Raw genomic sequence first — 16,686 nt, 5'->3', positions numbered from 1 at the left:
TTGCAATATTTTTCTAAAAAAAAACTTATTCTTCCAGAAGGTTATTTTGTTAACTCTTCTCAGATTCCATCAGCTAGAGAAGTTAACAAACTTTTAGCTAATTGTGGTTGTGAGACATTTCCAATAAAACCTCTTTCTGATGCCATTCAGAAAAGTAATTTCTTTTTCACAATACAGAGTGAATTAAAAAACAAATTATATGGCTTTGTAAGGGTTACATCTGACAGGGGATTGAATGCTAACTTATGGAATTTAAGTGCAGCTCCAGGTAATAATCAGCAACTTTATTATTCAATATTGCTTCAAGTCACTCTTGAGAAAATAAATAGAGAAATGCCTGGATGCAGTATTTCTGTGCAGGCTCCAGTATCTTCATTTAAAAGTTTAGAAGAAATTGGATTCATACTAGATCCAAACGGAATAAGAGTAATGGGACTTAAACTTTAAAAATAATTTTACGAGCATGGAGGGATTCGAACCCCCGACTCTCAGAACCGGAATCTGATGCTCTATCCAACTGAGCTACATGCCCTTTAATTTTTCAATTTCTTTAAAGAAAATCTAAATAATTTAAAGTTAGCTAATTTAATTAATGAGTGCACAAAAAAAATTTTTCTAAATAAATTAAAAATTAAAAATTTTCGGAACCATAAAAGTTTTGAAATTGATCTCATAGAGCAAAGAGCAATTGTTCTTGGTTGTAATGGTATTGGTAAGTCAAATTTACTTGAATCGGTTGAATTCTTAAGTCAATTAAAATCAAACAGAGCATTCAGTGATAAAGATCTAATAGAAAATGATAGTGATATGGCTGTTGTCATAGGACAAATAGATTTTAAAGATGATTTAAAGTTGAATTTATTCCGAAAAGGCCCTAAAAGAATTTATGTCAATGAATCGATCTTGAAAAAGCAGAGTGAAATAAAGAATTATATTCGGAGCGTATGTTTTTGTTCTAATGACATAGATATTGTTAGAAGTGAACCTAGTTTTCGAAGAACATGGATTGATAAAGTAGTATCTCAGCTTGAACCAGTATATTTAGACCTGATAAATAGATTTAACAGGCTTTTAAAACAAAGAAGTCATTTTTGGCGTTCAGAAAGTTTACCAAATTATCAATATTCAGACATTGTTGAAAGCTTTGATATTCAAATGTCAATAATAGGTACAAGGATTTTTAGGCGCAGAAGAAGGGCTCTATTAAAAATAAAACCATATGTTGAATATTGGCATAATTATTTAAGTAAATCTAAAGAGCAAATAGATATAAATTATCTTTCTGGAATACAAAATATAAGTCCAGAAGAAGAAGAAGAAGAATTTATTAGTAAGAAAATAGCAGAACAACTATTAAATCAGCGTTCAATCGAAGCATTGACTGGTAAATGTAATTTTGGACCTCATCGTGATGATATTGAATTTCTAATTAATAATATTTCAGTTAGAAAATATGGTTCATCTGGTCAGCAAAGAACTTTTATCTTGGCTTTAAAAATGGCTGAACTAGATTTATTAACTAAAACATTAAATGTCCCTCCAATACTTATTTTGGATGATGTTTTGGCGGAACTAGATATAACTAGGCAAAATTTGTTATTAAATTCTGTTGGCAAAGATAGTCAATGTTTTATAAGTGCCACACATCTAGACAAATTTAATCAGTCTTTCTTAGGCTCTTCGCAAATGATTCACTTATAATTTTCAAAGTAGCTATTTTTAGCTAATCTTGTATTTATATAAATTTCTTTAATGGAAGTCTACAAAAAAAATCAAATTTTAGGTTCGTTTAGTAATGACCACAAATTAAGTCATAAAAGTAAACACCTTTTGTTGGAACTTTATAGATGTGATTACGAAAAATTAAATGACGAATCTTTTTTGCGCTGTACATTAAATAGAGCTGCCAAATTGGCAAAGGCAACAGTTCTGAATTTGATAAGTAATAAATTCGATCCTCAGGGGGTTACTGCAATTGCATTACTGGCTGAATCCCACATTTCAATACATACTTGGCCTGAATCTAATTATTCTGCCGTCGATATCTTTACATGTGGTCAAAATATGTTGCCAGAACTTGCTAGTCAATATTTGATTGAAGCTTTGCAGGCCGAAGAACATTCCATGCGTATTATTGAACGTAATCCACCTGTAGCAGTTCTTAAACAGATGAGAACGGTTGTTTAATGCAATATTTATCTATTTAATTTTCCGCTTATTAGTCCTTCAAGATCTAAGCTAGTGCAATTAAACCCTAAATTAGAAAAATATTGAACTAATTCACTAAAATTATATTTGTTAAAAAAATGTTTTAATTCATCTTGGGGAATTTCTATTCTTGCAGTTGAACCCTGACATCTAACTCTAACCTCTGATAAACCACCTTTTTTAAGATATTCTTCTGCTTTCTCAACCATTTTTAGTCTCTCACTAGTTATTTCATGACCATAAGGAAATCTTGAGGATAAGCAAGGTTGTGCAGGTTTATCCCACCAAGGAAAACCTAATGCTCTTGATATATCCCTAATGTCTTGTTTTGAAAATTTAAATTTTGCAAGTGGAGAAACAACTCCTGCTTTTTTTGAGGCTTCTATACCTGGCCTGTAATCTTTTAGATCATCCAGATTGACCCCATCTAAAACGATCTTGTAATTAAGTTTTTTAGACAAGTAGGTTGTATGTTTATGAAGCTCTTTTTTACATGCAAAGCACCTGTCCTTAGGGTTTTTACTGTAACTTTTTTGGTCTAATTCTGATGTTTTAATTTCTAAATGCTTCACTCCAATCCATTTTGCTTGACTCCTTGCTTCTTCACGAAGTGTATTGGCTAATGCAGGAGAAACGCCAGTAATTGCAATGGCTTTGCTACCTAATTGCTCGAATGCTAATGATGCTACTAATGTACTGTCTACACCCCCCGAATAAGCAATACAAACGCTATTAAGATTCTTAATATATTTTCTAATTGTATAAAGCTTGTCATTTTGTTCATCAGAGAGAAATTCTAGTTGATTGAACATGCTAATTACTTTAAAATTCAAATTACCTATGAATAGGTTGAATTTATTATTAAATTTTTAATAATATCTTTAACTATATCTTAGATTAAATTAATTAATCTTGTTCAATTGACGAATACAAGTAGAAATAGAGGCATTGGAATTGTCACAGCAAGTGACAGTCAAGAGAGATCAAAAGGTCAATTACATATTTATGATGGGGAAGGTAAAGGTAAAAGTCAGGCAGCTTTGGGTGTTGTGCTCAGGACAATAGGGTTAGGAATATGCGAAAAAAGACAGTCAAGAGTTCTACTTCTAAGATTCTTAAAAGGTCCTGAGAGGCCATATGATGAGGATTCGGCTATAGAGGCCTTGCAAAGAGGCTTTCCACACTTGATTGACCATGTAAGGACGGGAAGATCAGAATACTTTACCGCTGACCAAGTTACAAAGTTTGATATTGGCGAGGCTGAAAGAGGTTGGAATATTGCCAAAGGAGCTATTGCTAGTTCGCTTTATTCCGTAGTTGTACTAGATGAATTAAATCCAGTTCTTGATTTAGGAATGCTTGATATCAAGGAAGTAGTTGATTCTCTTCAAAATCGTCCTGATGGACTGGAAATAATTATTACAGGAAGGGCAGCCCCTCCCTCTTTGGTAAGAATATCTCAACTCCATTCAGAAATGAGATCACGTTTAACAGGAGACTTGTCAATACTCACCGCACAAAGGAGATGTAATGGTGGAATTGAGATTTACACAGGAGAAGGAAAAGGTAAATCTACAAGTGCTCTTGGAAAGGCTCTTCAAGCTATTGGTAAAGGAATATCTCAAGATAAAAGTCATAGAGTTTTAATATTACAGTGGTTAAAAGGTGGTAATGGTTATACCGAAGATGCGGCTATAGAGGCTTTGAGAGAAAGTTACCCACATTTGGTAGATCATTTGCGCTCAGGCAGAGATGCGATCGTATGGAGAGGTCAGCAACAACCAATTGATTATGTTGAGGCTGAAAGAGCATGGGAAATTGCTAAAGCTGCTATTTTGAGTGGCTTGTATAAAACTATTATTTTGGATGAATTGAATCCAACTGTTGATTTAGAGCTGCTGCCAGTCGAATCAATACATCAAACGCTCTTAAAAAAACCGGCAGAGACAGAAGTAGTTATTACTGGGAGATGTAAAAATGAACCTTCATACTTTGAACTCGCGGATATTTACTCTGAAATGGTCTGTCATAAGCATTATGCAAATGTTGGAGTTGATTTAAAAAGAGGTGTAGATTACTAAATATTATGACGAAATATTAATTGCATAATATTTTTTTTACTTTTTCAATACCACCCTCAATTGATCTCGATTGAATTTTGAATCTAGACAAGATTTTTGAAGCTTTTTCAGAACGTTTCCCCGATTTACATATAGTAAAAACTTCTTTTATTAAACTTTCTTTTTGAATAAATTCTAGCTCAGAAGCTTGGTTCAAATGACTTAGGGGGATTGATACAGAACCTTCTATTGAAGAAGTAGAGAATTCTTCATTTTCCCTAACGTCAATTAAAAGAATCTTGTTGGGGTTTACTTTGTATAAGTTATTGAAATCATTAGCTTTGATTCTGTTGATTTCATTATTTTTCTCAAAACATTCATCATCGCTATAAAAGTCCATAAACTGATTAAGATTTTTTATTCGCTTATTTACCTGATCACTTTTTAGATGTAATTTTTTCATGTTCATATTAAATAGATCAAGAACCAAAATTTTCCCATCTAAAATTTCACCTTTTTTTAAAATAATTTTGATAATCTCATTCACTTGAAGAATTCCTATTAATCCTGTTGAAACAGCTACAACTCCATATTCTGCACAACTAGGGACAGCATTTTTTGCAGGTGATTCTGGAAGTAAATCTCTTAAATTAGGACTATCTTTATGTAAGTTAAAAACACTCACTTGCCCTTCAAAGCCTTGTACACTTCCAAAGACTAGAGGTTTATTTAGTATGAGGCATGCATCATTTATCAAATATCTAGTGCCAAAGTTATCTGAGCAATCACAAATAACATCAAATTCTCGAATTATTTCCAAGGCATTATTAGGGTTAATTCTCTCCGCAAATGTTAATAATTCAGAATTAGGATTAAATTTTTCTATTCTTTCTCGGGCAGAATCAATCTTAAGCTTGCCAATAGTATTTGTTTCATGAATTATCTGTCTTTGAAGATTAGACTTCTCAACGTAATCGTTATCTAATATTCCAATTTTTCCAATTCCTATTGCCGCTAGATGAAGCAAAACAGGAGAACCAAGTCCGCCTGCTCCTATACATAATACTGAGCTGTTTTTTAGATCTAGTTGCCCCTCATAACCTATTTCTTTGAGTCTTAAATGTTTTTGATACCTTTCTTGTTCATCTTTGTTTAGGGAATTAAATTTGATATCTTTGGACATATCTATTCTTAAATTTTGCAAAATAAGCTATAGAAATATATTAATTTAAATAAAAATTTTAGCCTTTTAATTTTTTACTATTACTCGAATTTATTAATGTTTTTGTTAGGACTAGTTAATAATGTGAAGTTTTTATAAATCAATTTTAAGTTTAAATATCTACAAAAACTTTGTATGCCAACACATCTAAAAAATACAAAATGTTTCGGTTCGGAATTTTGCACAACAAAAAGGTAGTCAACCGGCGTTTTTTCCGATACTGTTTGGCCATATATATAATTTGCAGCCTGAATGTTCATGAGTGACAACACTTCCGAGTCAAATCAAGACTCTGGCTCCGATACAAACGCCGACACTAAAAGTTTTTCAGAGAAGTACTCTGATGTAATGGGCAAAGTCAACGAAACACTAGGAAATGTTGATTGGACCCAAATGGGAAAATACGGTAAAGCAGCGGGCATTATTGCTGTTGTCGTTATTGCTCAGATAATAATTAAAGTTGTTATTGACACGATTAACTTTTTCCCGATTCTTCCCGGCTTACTTGAATTACTAGGAGTTGTTGTCGTTGGTCAATGGAGCTGGCAGAATCTTCGCACCAGTGAAAATCGTGAAGCAGTTTTTGATAAGGTGCAAAACCTAAAAAAGACTTACTTAGGATAGTTGAAGTTTACATATTAAGTATTGCTTTTACGTAATCTTTTACTTGATTAAAGTATGACCCTCCAAACATATTGGCGTGGTTCAATATGTGATAAAAATTATAAATAATAATTCTTTTTTCAAAACCTTTTTTCATCGGAAAAATTTTATGATATTCTTCATAAAATTCTTTTCTAAAACCTCCAAATAATTTTGTCATAGCTATATCTACTTCATTATCTGCCCACCAAGATGCTGGGTCAAATATTACTCCCCTTCCACTTTGTTCTGTTCCTACATTTCCTGACCATAAGTCACCATGAACAAGCGTATTTGTTGGTTTATGATTCAACAATTCTGATTTAATTTTTTCTTTGACTTTATTTATGGTTTCTTTGTCTAAGAAATTTGATTTAAGAATTGATAATTGAGGTATTATTCGTAAGTTTAGAAAACAATCTATCCAATTATTTTCCCATCCTTTCTTTTGTTCTGTTATCCCAATAAAACCCTCAATCGGATACCCAAAGATTTTTGGATTAGATTCACTTGAATTCAAGTGCATTTCTCCCAATCCTTTTCCAAGTTTTTTTTGATCAAGGTTTTGCATATCTATCCATTCAACCAAAAGGAGTTCTATATTATTGATGGCTTTATATGCAATAACTTCAGGAATAACTAAGTTTTTTTGATTAATATACTCTCGCAAATTTCGAAGACAAGATTCTTCAAATTTAAGTAATTTTTTATTTCTATCGTTTCTTTTAAGAAAGAATTTCTTGTTTGTAAATGATATTTGCCATGCGCCATGAATACTACCCCCATGTACTTGTTCAACATTTTTTGGATAGGTTTCTCCTAATTCATCACAAATTTCGCTAACTTCAAGGGGGTTTAATTTTTGCATTTTTAATGAGAAAGTCCGAAGTTGTTGTTGTTGGTGCTGGTATTGCAGGACTAACTTCTGCAGCGATTTTATCAAAGCAAGGATTATCAGTAACTTTAATAGAATCTCATACTCAATCAGGAGGATGTGCTGGTACTTTTAAAAGAAAGAATTATATTTTTGATGTTGGTGCAACTCAAGTTGCAGGTTTGGAGAAAGGAGGAATACATTCAAGAATTTTTGATTTTTTAGATGTCCCATCCCCTGAAGCCACTATTTTAGATCCTGCTTGCATTGTTGATTTAAATGATGGTGGTAAGCCGATACCTATTTGGTATGAAAAAAATAAATGGATTGCTGAACAAGAAATGCAATTCCCCGGAAGTCGTAGATTTTGGAAACTTTGTACCCTCATACACCAAAGTAATTGGATATTTGCTAATAACAATCCAGTATTGCCAATAAGTAATTTTTGGGATTTTTCTCAACTTCTTAAAGCACTAGTTCCGTCAAACATTGTCACAGGTATCTTACTTAAATCTACTATTTTTGATTTATTGAGGATATGTGGATTATCCAAAGATGAGCGTTTGATTCAATTCTTAAACCTTCAATTAAAACTCTATTCTCAAGAGGATGTTTATAAAACTGCAGCATTATATGGTTCTACTGTTCTTCAGATGTGTCAAGAGCCACATGGTTTATGGCATTTAAAACAATCTATGCAGTCTTTAAGTGAAGCTTTAGAAAGTTCATTGCGTAAAAATGGAGTTAATCTAATTTTTGGCCAAGAAGTTCATTCTATAAATTTTGATGATCAAAATATGTGTTGGAAGATATCGGCTAATTCAAAAAAAAATTCTTTTGTTTACCAAGCAAAAGATTTGATTTATACCGTGCCCCCTCAATCTTTGCTAAAGCATTTGAAGGTACCTTTAAATAGAAAAAGAAGGTATAAAAAGCGACTTATTAGTTTGCCTGATCCAAGTGGAGCTGTAGTCTTTTACTCAGCATTAAAAAAAGAACATATTAAAAAAAATATTTCTTCCAATCATTATCAATTTGCATCGAAGGAATTTGGTTCGTTATTTGTATCAATTAGCGAAGATGGTGATGGAAGAGCGCCTAAAGGTGAAGTTACGTTAATAGCGAGTATTTTTACTAAGACACAAGATTGGTTTAATTTAAATAAACAAAATTATTTAAAGAGGAAAAAGGATTGCCTAAATAAAATATCGCTTGAATTGGAACGTCAATTTGATATCGTTTGTGAAAATTGGCTTCATAGGGAATTAGCAACTCCACTGGGATTTGAAAAATGGACAGGTAGACCTAATGGAATAGTTGGAGGTCTCGGTCAAAATCCAGATATTTTTGGTTTATTTGGATTATCAAGTAGGACTCCATTTCAAGGTTTATGGTTATGTGGGGATTCAATTTATCCAGGAGAGGGAACTGCAGGTGTCAGTCAGTCTGCATTAATGGTTTCAAGGCAAATTTTGGCTTCTAAAGGTATTGATTTTAATCTATAAAATTTTCTCTAATTTCTTTTGCTTCAGAAAGTTTGTTGAAAAGTAAATTCCAATTTTTTTCTTTTATGAGAGACTCTAATACATTCAGTTTATTTTTAAAATTATTTATGGCATTTAGAACATTAATCTGATTATTCATAGCTAAATCTAAGCCTAATTGGGCATTGCCACCACCAACTCTCGAAGTATCAGTAAATCCTGTAGCTGCAAGATTTTGTGTGAGATCTAATAAAGATTGGTTATTTTTTTTATTTACAGTTTCTATTAGGGCTGTAGCTAAAAATATAGGTAAATGAGAAATTAGAGATACTGCTTCATCATGTTCTTTTGGCGAAGCTTGGCAAATTGCACAATCCATTGATTTTATTAGCTCGGAAAGAGTGCTTACTGCATTTAAATTACTCTTTTGTGTAGGGGTGATAATCCATTTTGAATTTTTAAAAAGACCTTCAAAACCTGAATCAACTCCTTTTTTTTCTGTTCCTGCCATTGGATGTGATCCAACAAATAAAGGATGTAAATTTTCCCATGTGTTGATTATTGGTTCTTTAATAGAGCCTACATCAGTCAGTATTGTTTCTTTTGGAATTGATTCCACTAATCGCTGAGATGGATTTATCAAATCTTTGATAGGCAATGCCAAAATTATGAGCTCACATTCTTTTAATAAGCCCAGATCACAGCTGACAAAATTTGCAAGCTTTTTTTCTTTCGCTTTCTTTTCATTAAATTCATTATTTGCTATTCCATAAATTGTATGGTTTAAACTTTGGAGTTTTAATCCTAATGATCCGCCAATTAAACCTAATCCTACTATTCCAATTTTCATAGATTGATTAATTCGAGACTTTCTTATATTGATACCAATTTTTTGTATATTAGAGTCATAAATTTTGTGTGTATTTGAAATTAAATTAATTATAAATGCTTGAAATTTTAAGTCATCAATATTTGAAAAAATTTTTGGGAGGCCAAAGTATTGATTGGGATCACATATATTCTTTTGGTCGACTAGTTTCGAAGTCTATTGAAAATGATTCCACATATCTAGTTAATTCAGAAATTTTCTCTACCCATTATTGGTTACCTCCTATTTTGATTTCTCTATTTTTAAAAGAAGAAAATTCAACTTTTATTTTATCTGAAAAAAATATTCAATTTATAAAAAATTCTCAAATTTATTTATTAAGAAATCTTGGATTTGAATTTATTTTAAAAAATGATCAAATTATTTTTGCAAATCATCGAATTCGCTTGATAACAATTCAAGATTTACTTAATGATCCAAATTCTCTTAATCTTAGAAATCATCGAATAGTTCATTCTGGAATTGAGGATATAAAACAAGATCTTAAAAATCATTTTAGGATTTCTTTAATTAAGGAGGATTGGACAAAAAACTTTAAAGAATTAGATTCCAAAAATCAAAAATTTATCAAATTATATGATTGCCTTAAGGAAAAGTTCTTAATGAGAAGGGTTTTAGGAAATAGTTATATCAATTTAGATGAAAAAGAAATTATTTTTTTTTCAAACTTTTTTCATGAAAATTCTTCTTTTTCTGATAAATTTTTTAGTGTTAATAACGCTTTCTCTCAAGGTTGGGCCTGCTGGGTAAAATTAAATAATACAAATTTAGACTGGAATTTGTATTTGCAGCCAATAGATGAACTTTCTCTAATTAAGGAATTTTTTGCTGATAATAAATTTGTTTTTTTATCAGCTTTGAGAAAAGATAATTTTTTTCAAATGTACCTTAAAAAGCAAAGTATAGATATTGACTTGGTCATTAATTTTAAGAGTAATTATGAAGAGCAAAAGATTTCGTTGTACATACCTTCCAATCAGTTGCTACCCAATAGTCCTCTTTTTACAAATTCAATCTTAGATAAATGCAAAAAGTTAATACTTTTTAGAAAGGGGTTAACTTTAGTTTTGTCTGATGATATTTATTTGAAAAATAATCTTGCCACAGAATTAGCTTCTAAGTATGGGAAGAGGGTCTTGCTAGAGAAAATTCCCTTTCGCAATAATCAAATTATTTGTTCTAGTTATGATTGGTGGATTATGAATTCTTATTTAATACAAATTCCAGATCAAATCATCATTCCTCTACTTCCTATTCCAAATATGTCAGAACCTATTAATGCAATAACAGTTTCTCATAATAAAAAACTTTCACGAGATTGGTTTAGAGACTTCTTTCTTCCTCAGGCCATATTAACATTAGAAAGATCTATATCACCTTTAAGGAAGAATTCTGGTAAGTTAATAATCTTAGACGGAAGAGCAAAGAAAAGATATTGGGGAAGATTACTTTTACACAGTATTCAACCCTCAAAACAAATTAACTATATGTTACCTTTTGATTAGGTTATGATTTTCTAAATAACTAAAGAAACATGGGAGAAGCAAAAAGACGTAAAACACTTGGTTTACCTCCAAAGCTAAATAATAATAAAACTAAATCTGATAATTCCCAAAGATTATTTGAATGGCTTCCTTTAACAATTAATCAAAGAGATAGTCTGATTAAATTAAGTATTAAAGCTAGTTGGTTTGGAATTGGAGGGTTAGTTATTTTATGGATTTTAGTTAGATTTATAGGTCCTGCTGCTGGGTGGTGGACTCTGGCTGATTCTTTATAACATTAAGCAACTGTTTTTATATCATTAACAGCGGTTGCATTGGCAGGAATGCTATTTAATACTTTCATTGAATTAGAGCTGACTTCAGTGCCTTCTGTTAATTTCTCTTTAACCATAGATTCTAGTTTATTTCTAATTTCTAAGTTTTGATCAAGCCAAATAATTGTATTATCTCTTCCTTGTCCAATATTTTCTCCTTCATAACTATACCAAGCGCCTCGCCTTATTATGATGTTAGTCTCCTCAGCTAAATCTAATAAACATCCTGTTGTACTAATACCCTTGCCGAAGAGAATATCAAACTCTGCAATTCTAAATGGAGGAGCTACTTTGTTTTTTGCTACTTTCACTTTTGCTCTTATGCCGTATTCTTCTGTACCTCTTTTAAGAGTTTGAATTCTTCTGATATCAAGTCTCACTGAGGCATAAAATTTTAATGCATTTCCTCCTGTAGTTGTTTCTGGATTGCCGTATGTAACACCGATTTTTAAGCGTAATTGATTTAGGAATATTACGGTACATCCAGATTTGCCAATATTTCCGGTTATTTTTCTCATTGCTTGACTCATTAGTCTTGCTTGGCTTCCAATTACGTGATCTCCCATTTCTCCTTCTATCTCGGCTCTTGGAGTGAGTGCTGCAACCGAATCAACAACTACGAGATCTACTGCACTCGATCTTATAAGCTGGTCAACTATTTCTAGAGCCATTTCACCTGTATCTGGTTGTGAAACTAACAAATTTTCAACATCAACTCCTAAGGAGGCTGCATAAACGGGATCAAGTGCATGCTCAGCATCTACAAATGCAGCTACTCCCCCATTTTTTTGGACCTCTGCAATCGCGTGAAGCGTTAATGTAGTTTTACCTGAACTTTCTGGTCCGTAGACTTCTACGACTCTTCCTTTTGGATAGCCTCCTCCTAATGCTAAATCTAAGGTGAGTGCCCCAGTAGATATTGTTTCTACTTTCATTCTTGATGCGTCACCAAGCCTCATTATTGATCCTCGTCCAAAATTTCTTTCAATTTGACCTAAGACGAGACTTAATGCCTTGTCTTTTTCTGTTGACTCAGTTTTTTTCTTTTCTTCAAGACTCATTGTTTGCTTTATCGATTAAAGTTCTTGTAATTATTCTAAATTTGGAAATTTTTATTTAAACCAAACTTCATAAATACAAACTATAGTACATTCGTACTCTAGCTGACGATCTTTAAATTGCAACTAAATTCTCTAGATTGACTAATTTTATTAATTTAATTTCATTACTTAAATTATATCTATCTGAATCTTTTAAATATCCCCAATCAGCTAGGAAGCAAGGAATATAGGAAGTTTCTGAATTCTGTTTGATGTCAATTAGAGTTTTTTTCCTATCTTCTATGAAACCTAAAATTTCATAAGTTTTAGAAAGCTTTTGCGCTATTTTGATTTTTGTTCCCGATTCATAACCAAAAACAAATTCTGGAAAAATATTTAGTTTGGCAAGAATTTTTTCTGCAAATATTTCCCCTTTTGTTGTTATTATTCCTGTTTTTATTCCTCTTTTCCTTAATGCTTCCATAAAATTTATAACTTCAAAAAATGGATTGTGTAAATTCACCCAGCTTTCAAAATCTTTTTCAATTTGGTACGTGCGGGACTTATCTAATATTTTTTGTAAATCTTTGGCAATCCAAGAATTATCTTTTAATATCCTCTGACAATTTTGATGATAATTATTAATGAAATCCTCTTTATTAAGATTCTTTATTGAATTTTCTGTTTTTATAATTTCGTGAACAATTAGAACCATTTCCCAACCATATTTAACCAAAGGTCTAATTTCTTTGAAAGTATTTGGTACTTTTTGATAAAGGTTTTGATTAAAAGAGATATGCGGTGAATTTAAATATTTTTCACATGCCAGCAAAGAACTATGCCAATATTCATGCATTCCATCTACTATAACTCCATCAAAATCAAATAGAAATATTTTTTGAGCAGACACCAATTGATTGTTAGGACTGGGCCGCTAGGATTCGAACCTAGGAATGTCGAGACCAAAACCCGATGCCTTACCACTTGGCGACGGCCCATTGAATTATTAGTTTAATACATCAAAAGATTTTTTTCTATCAAAAAAATACAAATTTTTTAAAATAAGGAGTAGGTTTTGAAAAATAAAATATTATTTGAATTAGCTCGATTTCCATGGCTCTAGAAATTTCTTAGCTTTTTTGATTGCTAAAGCCATACTTTCAGGATACTCATACAGTCTTTTGTTATTGTTGTGCGCAGATTCAATAATAGGTTGCATAATTTTCCTTGCAGCACTACCAAAAGCTATTCCGTCTGGAAGATTGTTTGATTTCAAAAATTCATGAGTTTTTTCATTTGTCCCACCTGCTAATTGTATTAATCCTGGTGGAAGATCTGAACCGATTCTTTCAAACAACTTAACGGTATCTCTACTTGTTGTTGGAGCAAGATCTCCAGACATTGGCCTTCCATCTAGCTGCCAAATAAGGGGAATATTTAGTTCGTTGAGAATATCATATCTTTCCCAAAGAGCTTTCAAAAGATCTTCGGGCTCTTGTGATTTTTTGACAGAGTGATTCAATCCACAACTGATAGATATCTTGTCAAGTTTCGTTTCAGAACTTTTAAGGATACCTACAACTTTTGTAAAAGAATCTAATCGATTGATTTCTGTATGAATTTCTACTGCATCAGGCTTTATTTTTTGAAGTGTTGATGCTAAATCATCTTTTGACAAATTATATTCATATTCACTAATTAGGTTAAGGGGACAACTACTTATGCATCTTCCACATCCATAACATTTATTCTCTTTAATACCAGAATTATCAATTGCAAAGGTGGGACATACTTTTTCACAAGGTCTTGGACAATTAGGGGGACACCTTAATGGATCAAATTTTGCTTTACGAAAGTGGATATCATTACCATCACTAATGCTTATCATTAATCCAGGGGAATTTTTATAGATTTTTTCTGCCCACTCGATTCCTTTTTTTGCTGCATTAACTATCGATTCTTCAGCGGCAACATCTATGTAGTCGACGCCAGCAGCAGTATAAATCGCACATAAATCTTCGATAGCAACAGTATCTTCATTACTTGCGCCACAAATCAACTTAATCCATATATCGTTTTTATTCTTGGTTTTAATCAAACAATTTAACTTTCAAATTCATCCAAAATATAATCATTTAGTGACTTCCATTCAAGTTTTCTTGAACCCCCCATTTCAACAACAATTGTTAGTTTGTTGTCTTTAGTACAAATCTCAATTAAGCTCTCTAACTCTGATTGAGACAATACTTGACCTTCTAACAACCAAAGTAATTTATTTTTATCATTAACATTGAATAACTCAGAAGCTTGTGGGATTACTTGTTGAACTTCGCCGAGCGCTCCATTTTTCCCTACGTTTTGGTGACCAAGGTGAGGTGGCCTAACCCCATGCAATTGTAATAAGAAGACTTCTGGATCTCCAAGCCCTCTGGCTGAGGTTATAAAAGTTTTAAAGCCCTTGGCTCTCATTCTTCTCAAAAGACGAGTTTCATAACCACCTTCAAGAGGAGCAAAGATTGCAAGACATTTGTTCGCTTTTAAATCGTTATGAAACTTTTTCCCTGTGAGAAGTAATGGCATAAAAATTCCTTTGTTTCTATTTTATTTTATTTTATGGTACTTGATGATGTACAATTGTAATTTAGTGAATTTTTAAGCTCGTAAGCTAGCCGAGCCTCTACAAAATTTCACATTTTTAGCGTTTCGTTAAAAACTCAGGTGGGTTTATCCCATGAGAAACTATCTAAGTTTTTAGATAAGTCTCAACCTTATTAATAGTTTTTTTAGCTAGACCTTTGAACTGAAATGGTTTAGGTATAAAAAAAATTATTACGAGCTAGCCTAATTTAGGTCTTATGTCTATAGGAATTTTAGGAAAGAAACTGGGCATGTCCCAACTTTTCGATGACAAAGGTAATTCTGTACCAGTTACTCTTATTGAGGCTGGGCCATGCCGAGTCACACAATTGAAAACAACCGCTTTGGATGGTTATACTGCCGTTCAAATAGGTTATGGCTTGTCGAAAGATAAGCATATAAGTAAGCCTGAAAAAGGCCATTTATTAAAGTCAGGTGAAGAACTTCTTAAGCATTTAAAAGAATATAGAGTTGAAGAAACTACATCTTATGAAATTGGAAATCAAATCACTGTAAAAAACTTTGAGGTTGGCCAGAAAGTTGATATTAGTGGTAAATCTATGGGTAGAGGTTTTGCTGGTTATCAGAAAAGACATGGTTTTAGCAGAGGTCCCATGAGTCATGGTTCAAAAAATCATAGAGCTCCAGGTTCTACAGGAGCAGGAACAACGCCAGGCAGAATTTATCCAGGGAAAAGAATGGCAGGAAGGTATGGAGGGAAACAGATAACTACGAAAGGTCTGTTAGTTCTAAAAATTGATGACCAGAAAAATTTAATTGTAGTTAAGGGTTCTGTCCCAGGTAAGCCTGGCTCAATTGTCAACATTAAGCCAAACAATGTTGTAGGTAAAAAAGGAGGTGAAAAATCATGACAGTACTCGAAACTCTTAAGTGGGATGGTAAAAAATCAGGCAAAGTTACTCTTGAATTAGCAGTTGCCAAGGAAACTTCTTCGGCAGACTTAATCCATAGAGCAGTTCTTAGGCAACTTGCAAATAAAAGACAAGGGACTGCATCAACTCTGACAAGATCTGAAGTAAGAGGTGGTGGTAGAAAGCCATACAAACAGAAAGGAACAGGAAGAGCTCGTCAAGGATCAATCAGAACACCTTTAAGGCCTGGTGGTGGAATTATTTTTGGACCGAAGCCACGTTCTTATAGTCTTGATATGAATCGTAAGGAACGCAGATTAGCTCTTAGAACAGCACTTATGTCTAGAGTATCTGATATAAAGGCTGTTGAAGATTTTGGATCTACTTTAAAGCAGCCTAAAACAAGTGAAATCATAAATGGCCTTACTCGATTAGGAATACAAAAAACTGAAAAAGTTTTAGTTATTCTTGATAGTCCCTCAGATGTAATAAAAAAATCCATAAATAATATTGAAAAAGTAAAATTAATAGCCGCTGATCAATTAAATGTATTTGATATCCTCAACGCTAATAAATTAGTTATAGGTCAATCAGCAATAAATAAAATTATGGAGGTTTATGCATCATGAGCAAATTATTCGATTCTCGTTTGGCTGATGTAATAAGAAAGCCAATTATTACTGAGAAGGCTACAAATGCACTAGATCTTAACCAATATACTTTTGAAGTAGATCATAGAGCTGCAAAGCCACAAATAAAGGCTGCTATTGAAGCCTTGTTTAGTGTTAAAGTCATAGGAGTTAATACTATGAATCCTCCTAGGAGAACAAGAAGAGTCGGGAAATTTTCCGGTAAACGTTCTCAGGTCAAAAAGGCGATTGTACGCCTTGCTGAAGGAGACAAAATCCAACTATTTCCAGAATCTTAAGGAGTTTTAAT

General features: G+C 32.4%; 19 protein-coding genes and 2 tRNA genes. 11 read left to right on the top strand and 10 right to left on the bottom strand.

What is annotated here, in order from left to right; translation table 11 throughout:
• Window positions 1-447 carry an N-acetyltransferase gene (locus SOI86_RS05835; protein ID WP_320680908.1) on the top strand — a complete coding sequence of 149 codons (447 nt, stop codon included), beginning with the start codon at window positions 1-3 and terminating at the stop codon, window positions 445-447.
• Between the two features lie 11 nt (window positions 448-458).
• Here SOI86_RS05835 and SOI86_RS05830 read toward each other — a convergent pair.
• A tRNA-Arg gene (locus SOI86_RS05830) sits at window positions 459-532 on the bottom strand.
• A 56-nt stretch (window positions 533-588) separates the two neighbouring features.
• On the opposite strand from SOI86_RS05830, the gene recF reads away from it, so the two are divergent.
• Both recF and speD read left to right on the top strand, forming a co-directional pair.
• Window positions 589-1,701 (top strand): DNA replication/repair protein RecF, encoded by a 1,113-nt coding sequence (gene recF / locus SOI86_RS05825; protein ID WP_320682500.1) that lies wholly within the window; start codon window positions 589-591, stop codon window positions 1,699-1,701.
• 51 nt (window positions 1,702-1,752) lie between these two features.
• The gene (gene speD, locus SOI86_RS05820; protein WP_320680907.1) at window positions 1,753-2,187 is read left to right on the top strand and encodes an adenosylmethionine decarboxylase; all 435 of its coding nucleotides are present in this window, start codon (window positions 1,753-1,755) and stop codon (window positions 2,185-2,187) included.
• Window positions 2,188-2,195: 8 nt separating this feature from the next.
• Here speD and larE read toward each other — a convergent pair whose 3' ends face one another.
• Window positions 2,196-3,020, bottom strand: a complete 825-nt coding sequence (larE, locus tag SOI86_RS05815) for an ATP-dependent sacrificial sulfur transferase LarE (RefSeq protein ID WP_320680906.1) — start codon at window positions 3,018-3,020, stop codon at window positions 2,196-2,198.
• Between the two features lie 108 nt (window positions 3,021-3,128).
• Between larE and SOI86_RS05810 the strand changes: the two genes are divergently transcribed.
• A complete protein-coding gene (locus tag SOI86_RS05810) occupies window positions 3,129-4,289 on the top strand; it encodes a cob(I)yrinic acid a,c-diamide adenosyltransferase (protein ID WP_320680905.1) in 1,161 nt (386 codons plus the stop codon).
• 16 nt (window positions 4,290-4,305) lie between these two features.
• On the opposite strand, the gene SOI86_RS05805 is transcribed toward SOI86_RS05810, so the two are convergent.
• Entirely contained in the window at window positions 4,306-5,451 is a 1,146-nt protein-coding gene (locus SOI86_RS05805; protein ID WP_320680904.1) for a ThiF family adenylyltransferase, read from the bottom strand.
• Window positions 5,452-5,748: 297 nt separating this feature from the next.
• Here SOI86_RS05805 and SOI86_RS05800 point away from each other — a divergent pair, with 297 nt between their 5' ends.
• Window positions 5,749-6,114, top strand: coding sequence for a CAAD domain-containing protein (locus tag SOI86_RS05800; RefSeq protein WP_320680903.1), 366 nt, complete (start codon window positions 5,749-5,751; stop codon window positions 6,112-6,114).
• 7 nt (window positions 6,115-6,121) lie between these two features.
• On the opposite strand, the gene SOI86_RS05795 is transcribed toward SOI86_RS05800, so the two are convergent.
• On the bottom strand, window positions 6,122-7,000 hold the full coding sequence (locus SOI86_RS05795) for a fructosamine kinase family protein (protein ID WP_320680902.1): 879 nt from the start codon (window positions 6,998-7,000) through the stop codon (window positions 6,122-6,124).
• 5 nt (window positions 7,001-7,005) lie between these two features.
• On the opposite strand from SOI86_RS05795, the gene crtD reads away from it, so the two are divergent.
• Window positions 7,006-8,511 (top strand): C-3',4' desaturase CrtD, encoded by a 1,506-nt coding sequence (gene crtD, locus SOI86_RS05790; RefSeq protein WP_320680901.1) that lies wholly within the window; start codon window positions 7,006-7,008, stop codon window positions 8,509-8,511.
• Here crtD and SOI86_RS05785 read toward each other — a convergent pair.
• Complete coding sequence (locus tag SOI86_RS05785; protein ID WP_320680900.1) at window positions 8,501-9,340, bottom strand: prephenate/arogenate dehydrogenase; 840 nt, start codon at window positions 9,338-9,340, stop codon at window positions 8,501-8,503. The genes crtD and SOI86_RS05785 overlap by 11 nt on opposite strands.
• 95 nt (window positions 9,341-9,435) lie before the next feature.
• Here SOI86_RS05785 and SOI86_RS05780 point away from each other — a divergent pair, with 95 nt between their 5' ends.
• Both SOI86_RS05780 and SOI86_RS05775 read left to right on the top strand, forming a co-directional pair.
• Entirely contained in the window at window positions 9,436-10,884 is a 1,449-nt protein-coding gene (locus SOI86_RS05780; RefSeq protein WP_320680899.1) for a DNA helicase, read from the top strand.
• A gap of 29 nt (window positions 10,885-10,913) precedes the next feature.
• Window positions 10,914-11,159, top strand: a complete 246-nt coding sequence (locus SOI86_RS05775; RefSeq protein ID WP_320680898.1) for a DUF2839 domain-containing protein — start codon at window positions 10,914-10,916, stop codon at window positions 11,157-11,159.
• A gap of 2 nt (window positions 11,160-11,161) precedes the next feature.
• Here the strand turns inward: SOI86_RS05775 and recA are convergent, their stop codons facing one another.
• The 5 genes from recA to ndhN form a co-directional block, all read right to left on the bottom strand.
• Window positions 11,162-12,259 carry a recombinase RecA gene (recA, locus tag SOI86_RS05770; RefSeq protein ID WP_320680897.1) on the bottom strand — a complete coding sequence of 366 codons (1,098 nt, stop codon included), beginning with the start codon at window positions 12,257-12,259 and terminating at the stop codon, window positions 11,162-11,164.
• A 112-nt stretch (window positions 12,260-12,371) separates the two neighbouring features.
• Window positions 12,372-13,148: an HAD family hydrolase gene (locus SOI86_RS05765; RefSeq protein ID WP_320680896.1), complete on the bottom strand. Its 777-nt coding sequence runs from the start codon at window positions 13,146-13,148 to the stop codon at window positions 12,372-12,374.
• 16 nt (window positions 13,149-13,164) lie between these two features.
• A tRNA-Gln gene (locus SOI86_RS05760) sits at window positions 13,165-13,236 on the bottom strand.
• A 101-nt stretch (window positions 13,237-13,337) separates the two neighbouring features.
• On the bottom strand, window positions 13,338-14,336 hold the full coding sequence (locus SOI86_RS05755) for an LdpA C-terminal domain-containing domain (protein ID WP_320680895.1): 999 nt from the start codon (window positions 14,334-14,336) through the stop codon (window positions 13,338-13,340).
• A gap of 5 nt (window positions 14,337-14,341) precedes the next feature.
• Window positions 14,342-14,818, bottom strand: coding sequence for an NAD(P)H-quinone oxidoreductase subunit N (gene ndhN / locus SOI86_RS05750; RefSeq protein ID WP_320680894.1), 477 nt, complete (start codon window positions 14,816-14,818; stop codon window positions 14,342-14,344).
• A 275-nt stretch (window positions 14,819-15,093) separates the two neighbouring features.
• Here ndhN and rplC point away from each other — a divergent pair, with 275 nt between their 5' ends.
• Genes rplC through SOI86_RS05735 form a run of 3 tightly spaced genes read left to right on the top strand, consistent with a single transcriptional unit; the run spans window position 15,094 to window position 16,675 of the window.
• Complete coding sequence (gene rplC, locus SOI86_RS05745) at window positions 15,094-15,747, top strand: 50S ribosomal protein L3 (protein ID WP_320680893.1); 654 nt, start codon at window positions 15,094-15,096, stop codon at window positions 15,745-15,747.
• Window positions 15,744-16,376 (top strand): 50S ribosomal protein L4, encoded by a 633-nt coding sequence (gene rplD / locus SOI86_RS05740; protein WP_320680892.1) that lies wholly within the window; start codon window positions 15,744-15,746, stop codon window positions 16,374-16,376. Before rplC ends, rplD begins: the two co-directional genes overlap by 4 nt.
• Complete coding sequence (locus tag SOI86_RS05735; RefSeq protein ID WP_025923606.1) at window positions 16,373-16,675, top strand: 50S ribosomal protein L23; 303 nt, start codon at window positions 16,373-16,375, stop codon at window positions 16,673-16,675. The genes rplD and SOI86_RS05735 overlap by 4 nt, the downstream gene beginning before the upstream one ends.
• Window positions 16,676-16,686: the final 11 nt, after the last annotated feature.

The organism is Prochlorococcus sp. MIT 1314 (genome assembly GCF_034093315.1).
Lineage (GTDB): Bacteria > Cyanobacteriota > Cyanobacteriia > PCC-6307 > Cyanobiaceae > Prochlorococcus_A > Prochlorococcus_A marinus_Y.
The sequence above is the reverse complement of the archived record's forward strand: the minus strand, read 5'-3'. Positions and strand labels throughout refer to the sequence as shown.

What these genes read in the sequence shown, in the direction of transcription:
- speD (WP_320680907.1), top strand. Translation starts at nt 1,753, where the DNA reads ATGGAAGTCTACAAAAAAAATCAAATTTTAGGTTCGTTTAGTAATGAC.
- larE (WP_320680906.1), bottom strand. Translation starts at nt 3,020, where the DNA reads ATGTTCAATCAACTAGAATTTCTCTCTGATGAACAAAATGACAAGCTT.
- SOI86_RS05805 (WP_320680904.1), bottom strand. Translation starts at nt 5,451, where the DNA reads ATGTCCAAAGATATCAAATTTAATTCCCTAAACAAAGATGAACAAGAA.
- SOI86_RS05800 (WP_320680903.1), top strand. Translation starts at nt 5,749, where the DNA reads ATGAGTGACAACACTTCCGAGTCAAATCAAGACTCTGGCTCCGATACA.
- SOI86_RS05795 (WP_320680902.1), bottom strand. Translation starts at nt 7,000, where the DNA reads ATGCAAAAATTAAACCCCCTTGAAGTTAGCGAAATTTGTGATGAATTA.
- crtD (WP_320680901.1), top strand. Translation starts at nt 7,006, where the DNA reads ATGAGAAAGTCCGAAGTTGTTGTTGTTGGTGCTGGTATTGCAGGACTA.
- SOI86_RS05785 (WP_320680900.1), bottom strand. Translation starts at nt 9,340, where the DNA reads ATGAAAATTGGAATAGTAGGATTAGGTTTAATTGGCGGATCATTAGGA.
- SOI86_RS05780 (WP_320680899.1), top strand. Translation starts at nt 9,436, where the DNA reads ATGCTTGAAATTTTAAGTCATCAATATTTGAAAAAATTTTTGGGAGGC.
- SOI86_RS05775 (WP_320680898.1), top strand. Translation starts at nt 10,914, where the DNA reads ATGGGAGAAGCAAAAAGACGTAAAACACTTGGTTTACCTCCAAAGCTA.
- recA (WP_320680897.1), bottom strand. Translation starts at nt 12,259, where the DNA reads ATGAGTCTTGAAGAAAAGAAAAAAACTGAGTCAACAGAAAAAGACAAG.
- ndhN (WP_320680894.1), bottom strand. Translation starts at nt 14,818, where the DNA reads ATGCCATTACTTCTCACAGGGAAAAAGTTTCATAACGATTTAAAAGCG.
- rplC (WP_320680893.1), top strand. Translation starts at nt 15,094, where the DNA reads ATGTCTATAGGAATTTTAGGAAAGAAACTGGGCATGTCCCAACTTTTC.
- rplD (WP_320680892.1), top strand. Translation starts at nt 15,744, where the DNA reads ATGACAGTACTCGAAACTCTTAAGTGGGATGGTAAAAAATCAGGCAAA.
- SOI86_RS05735 (WP_025923606.1), top strand. Translation starts at nt 16,373, where the DNA reads ATGAGCAAATTATTCGATTCTCGTTTGGCTGATGTAATAAGAAAGCCA.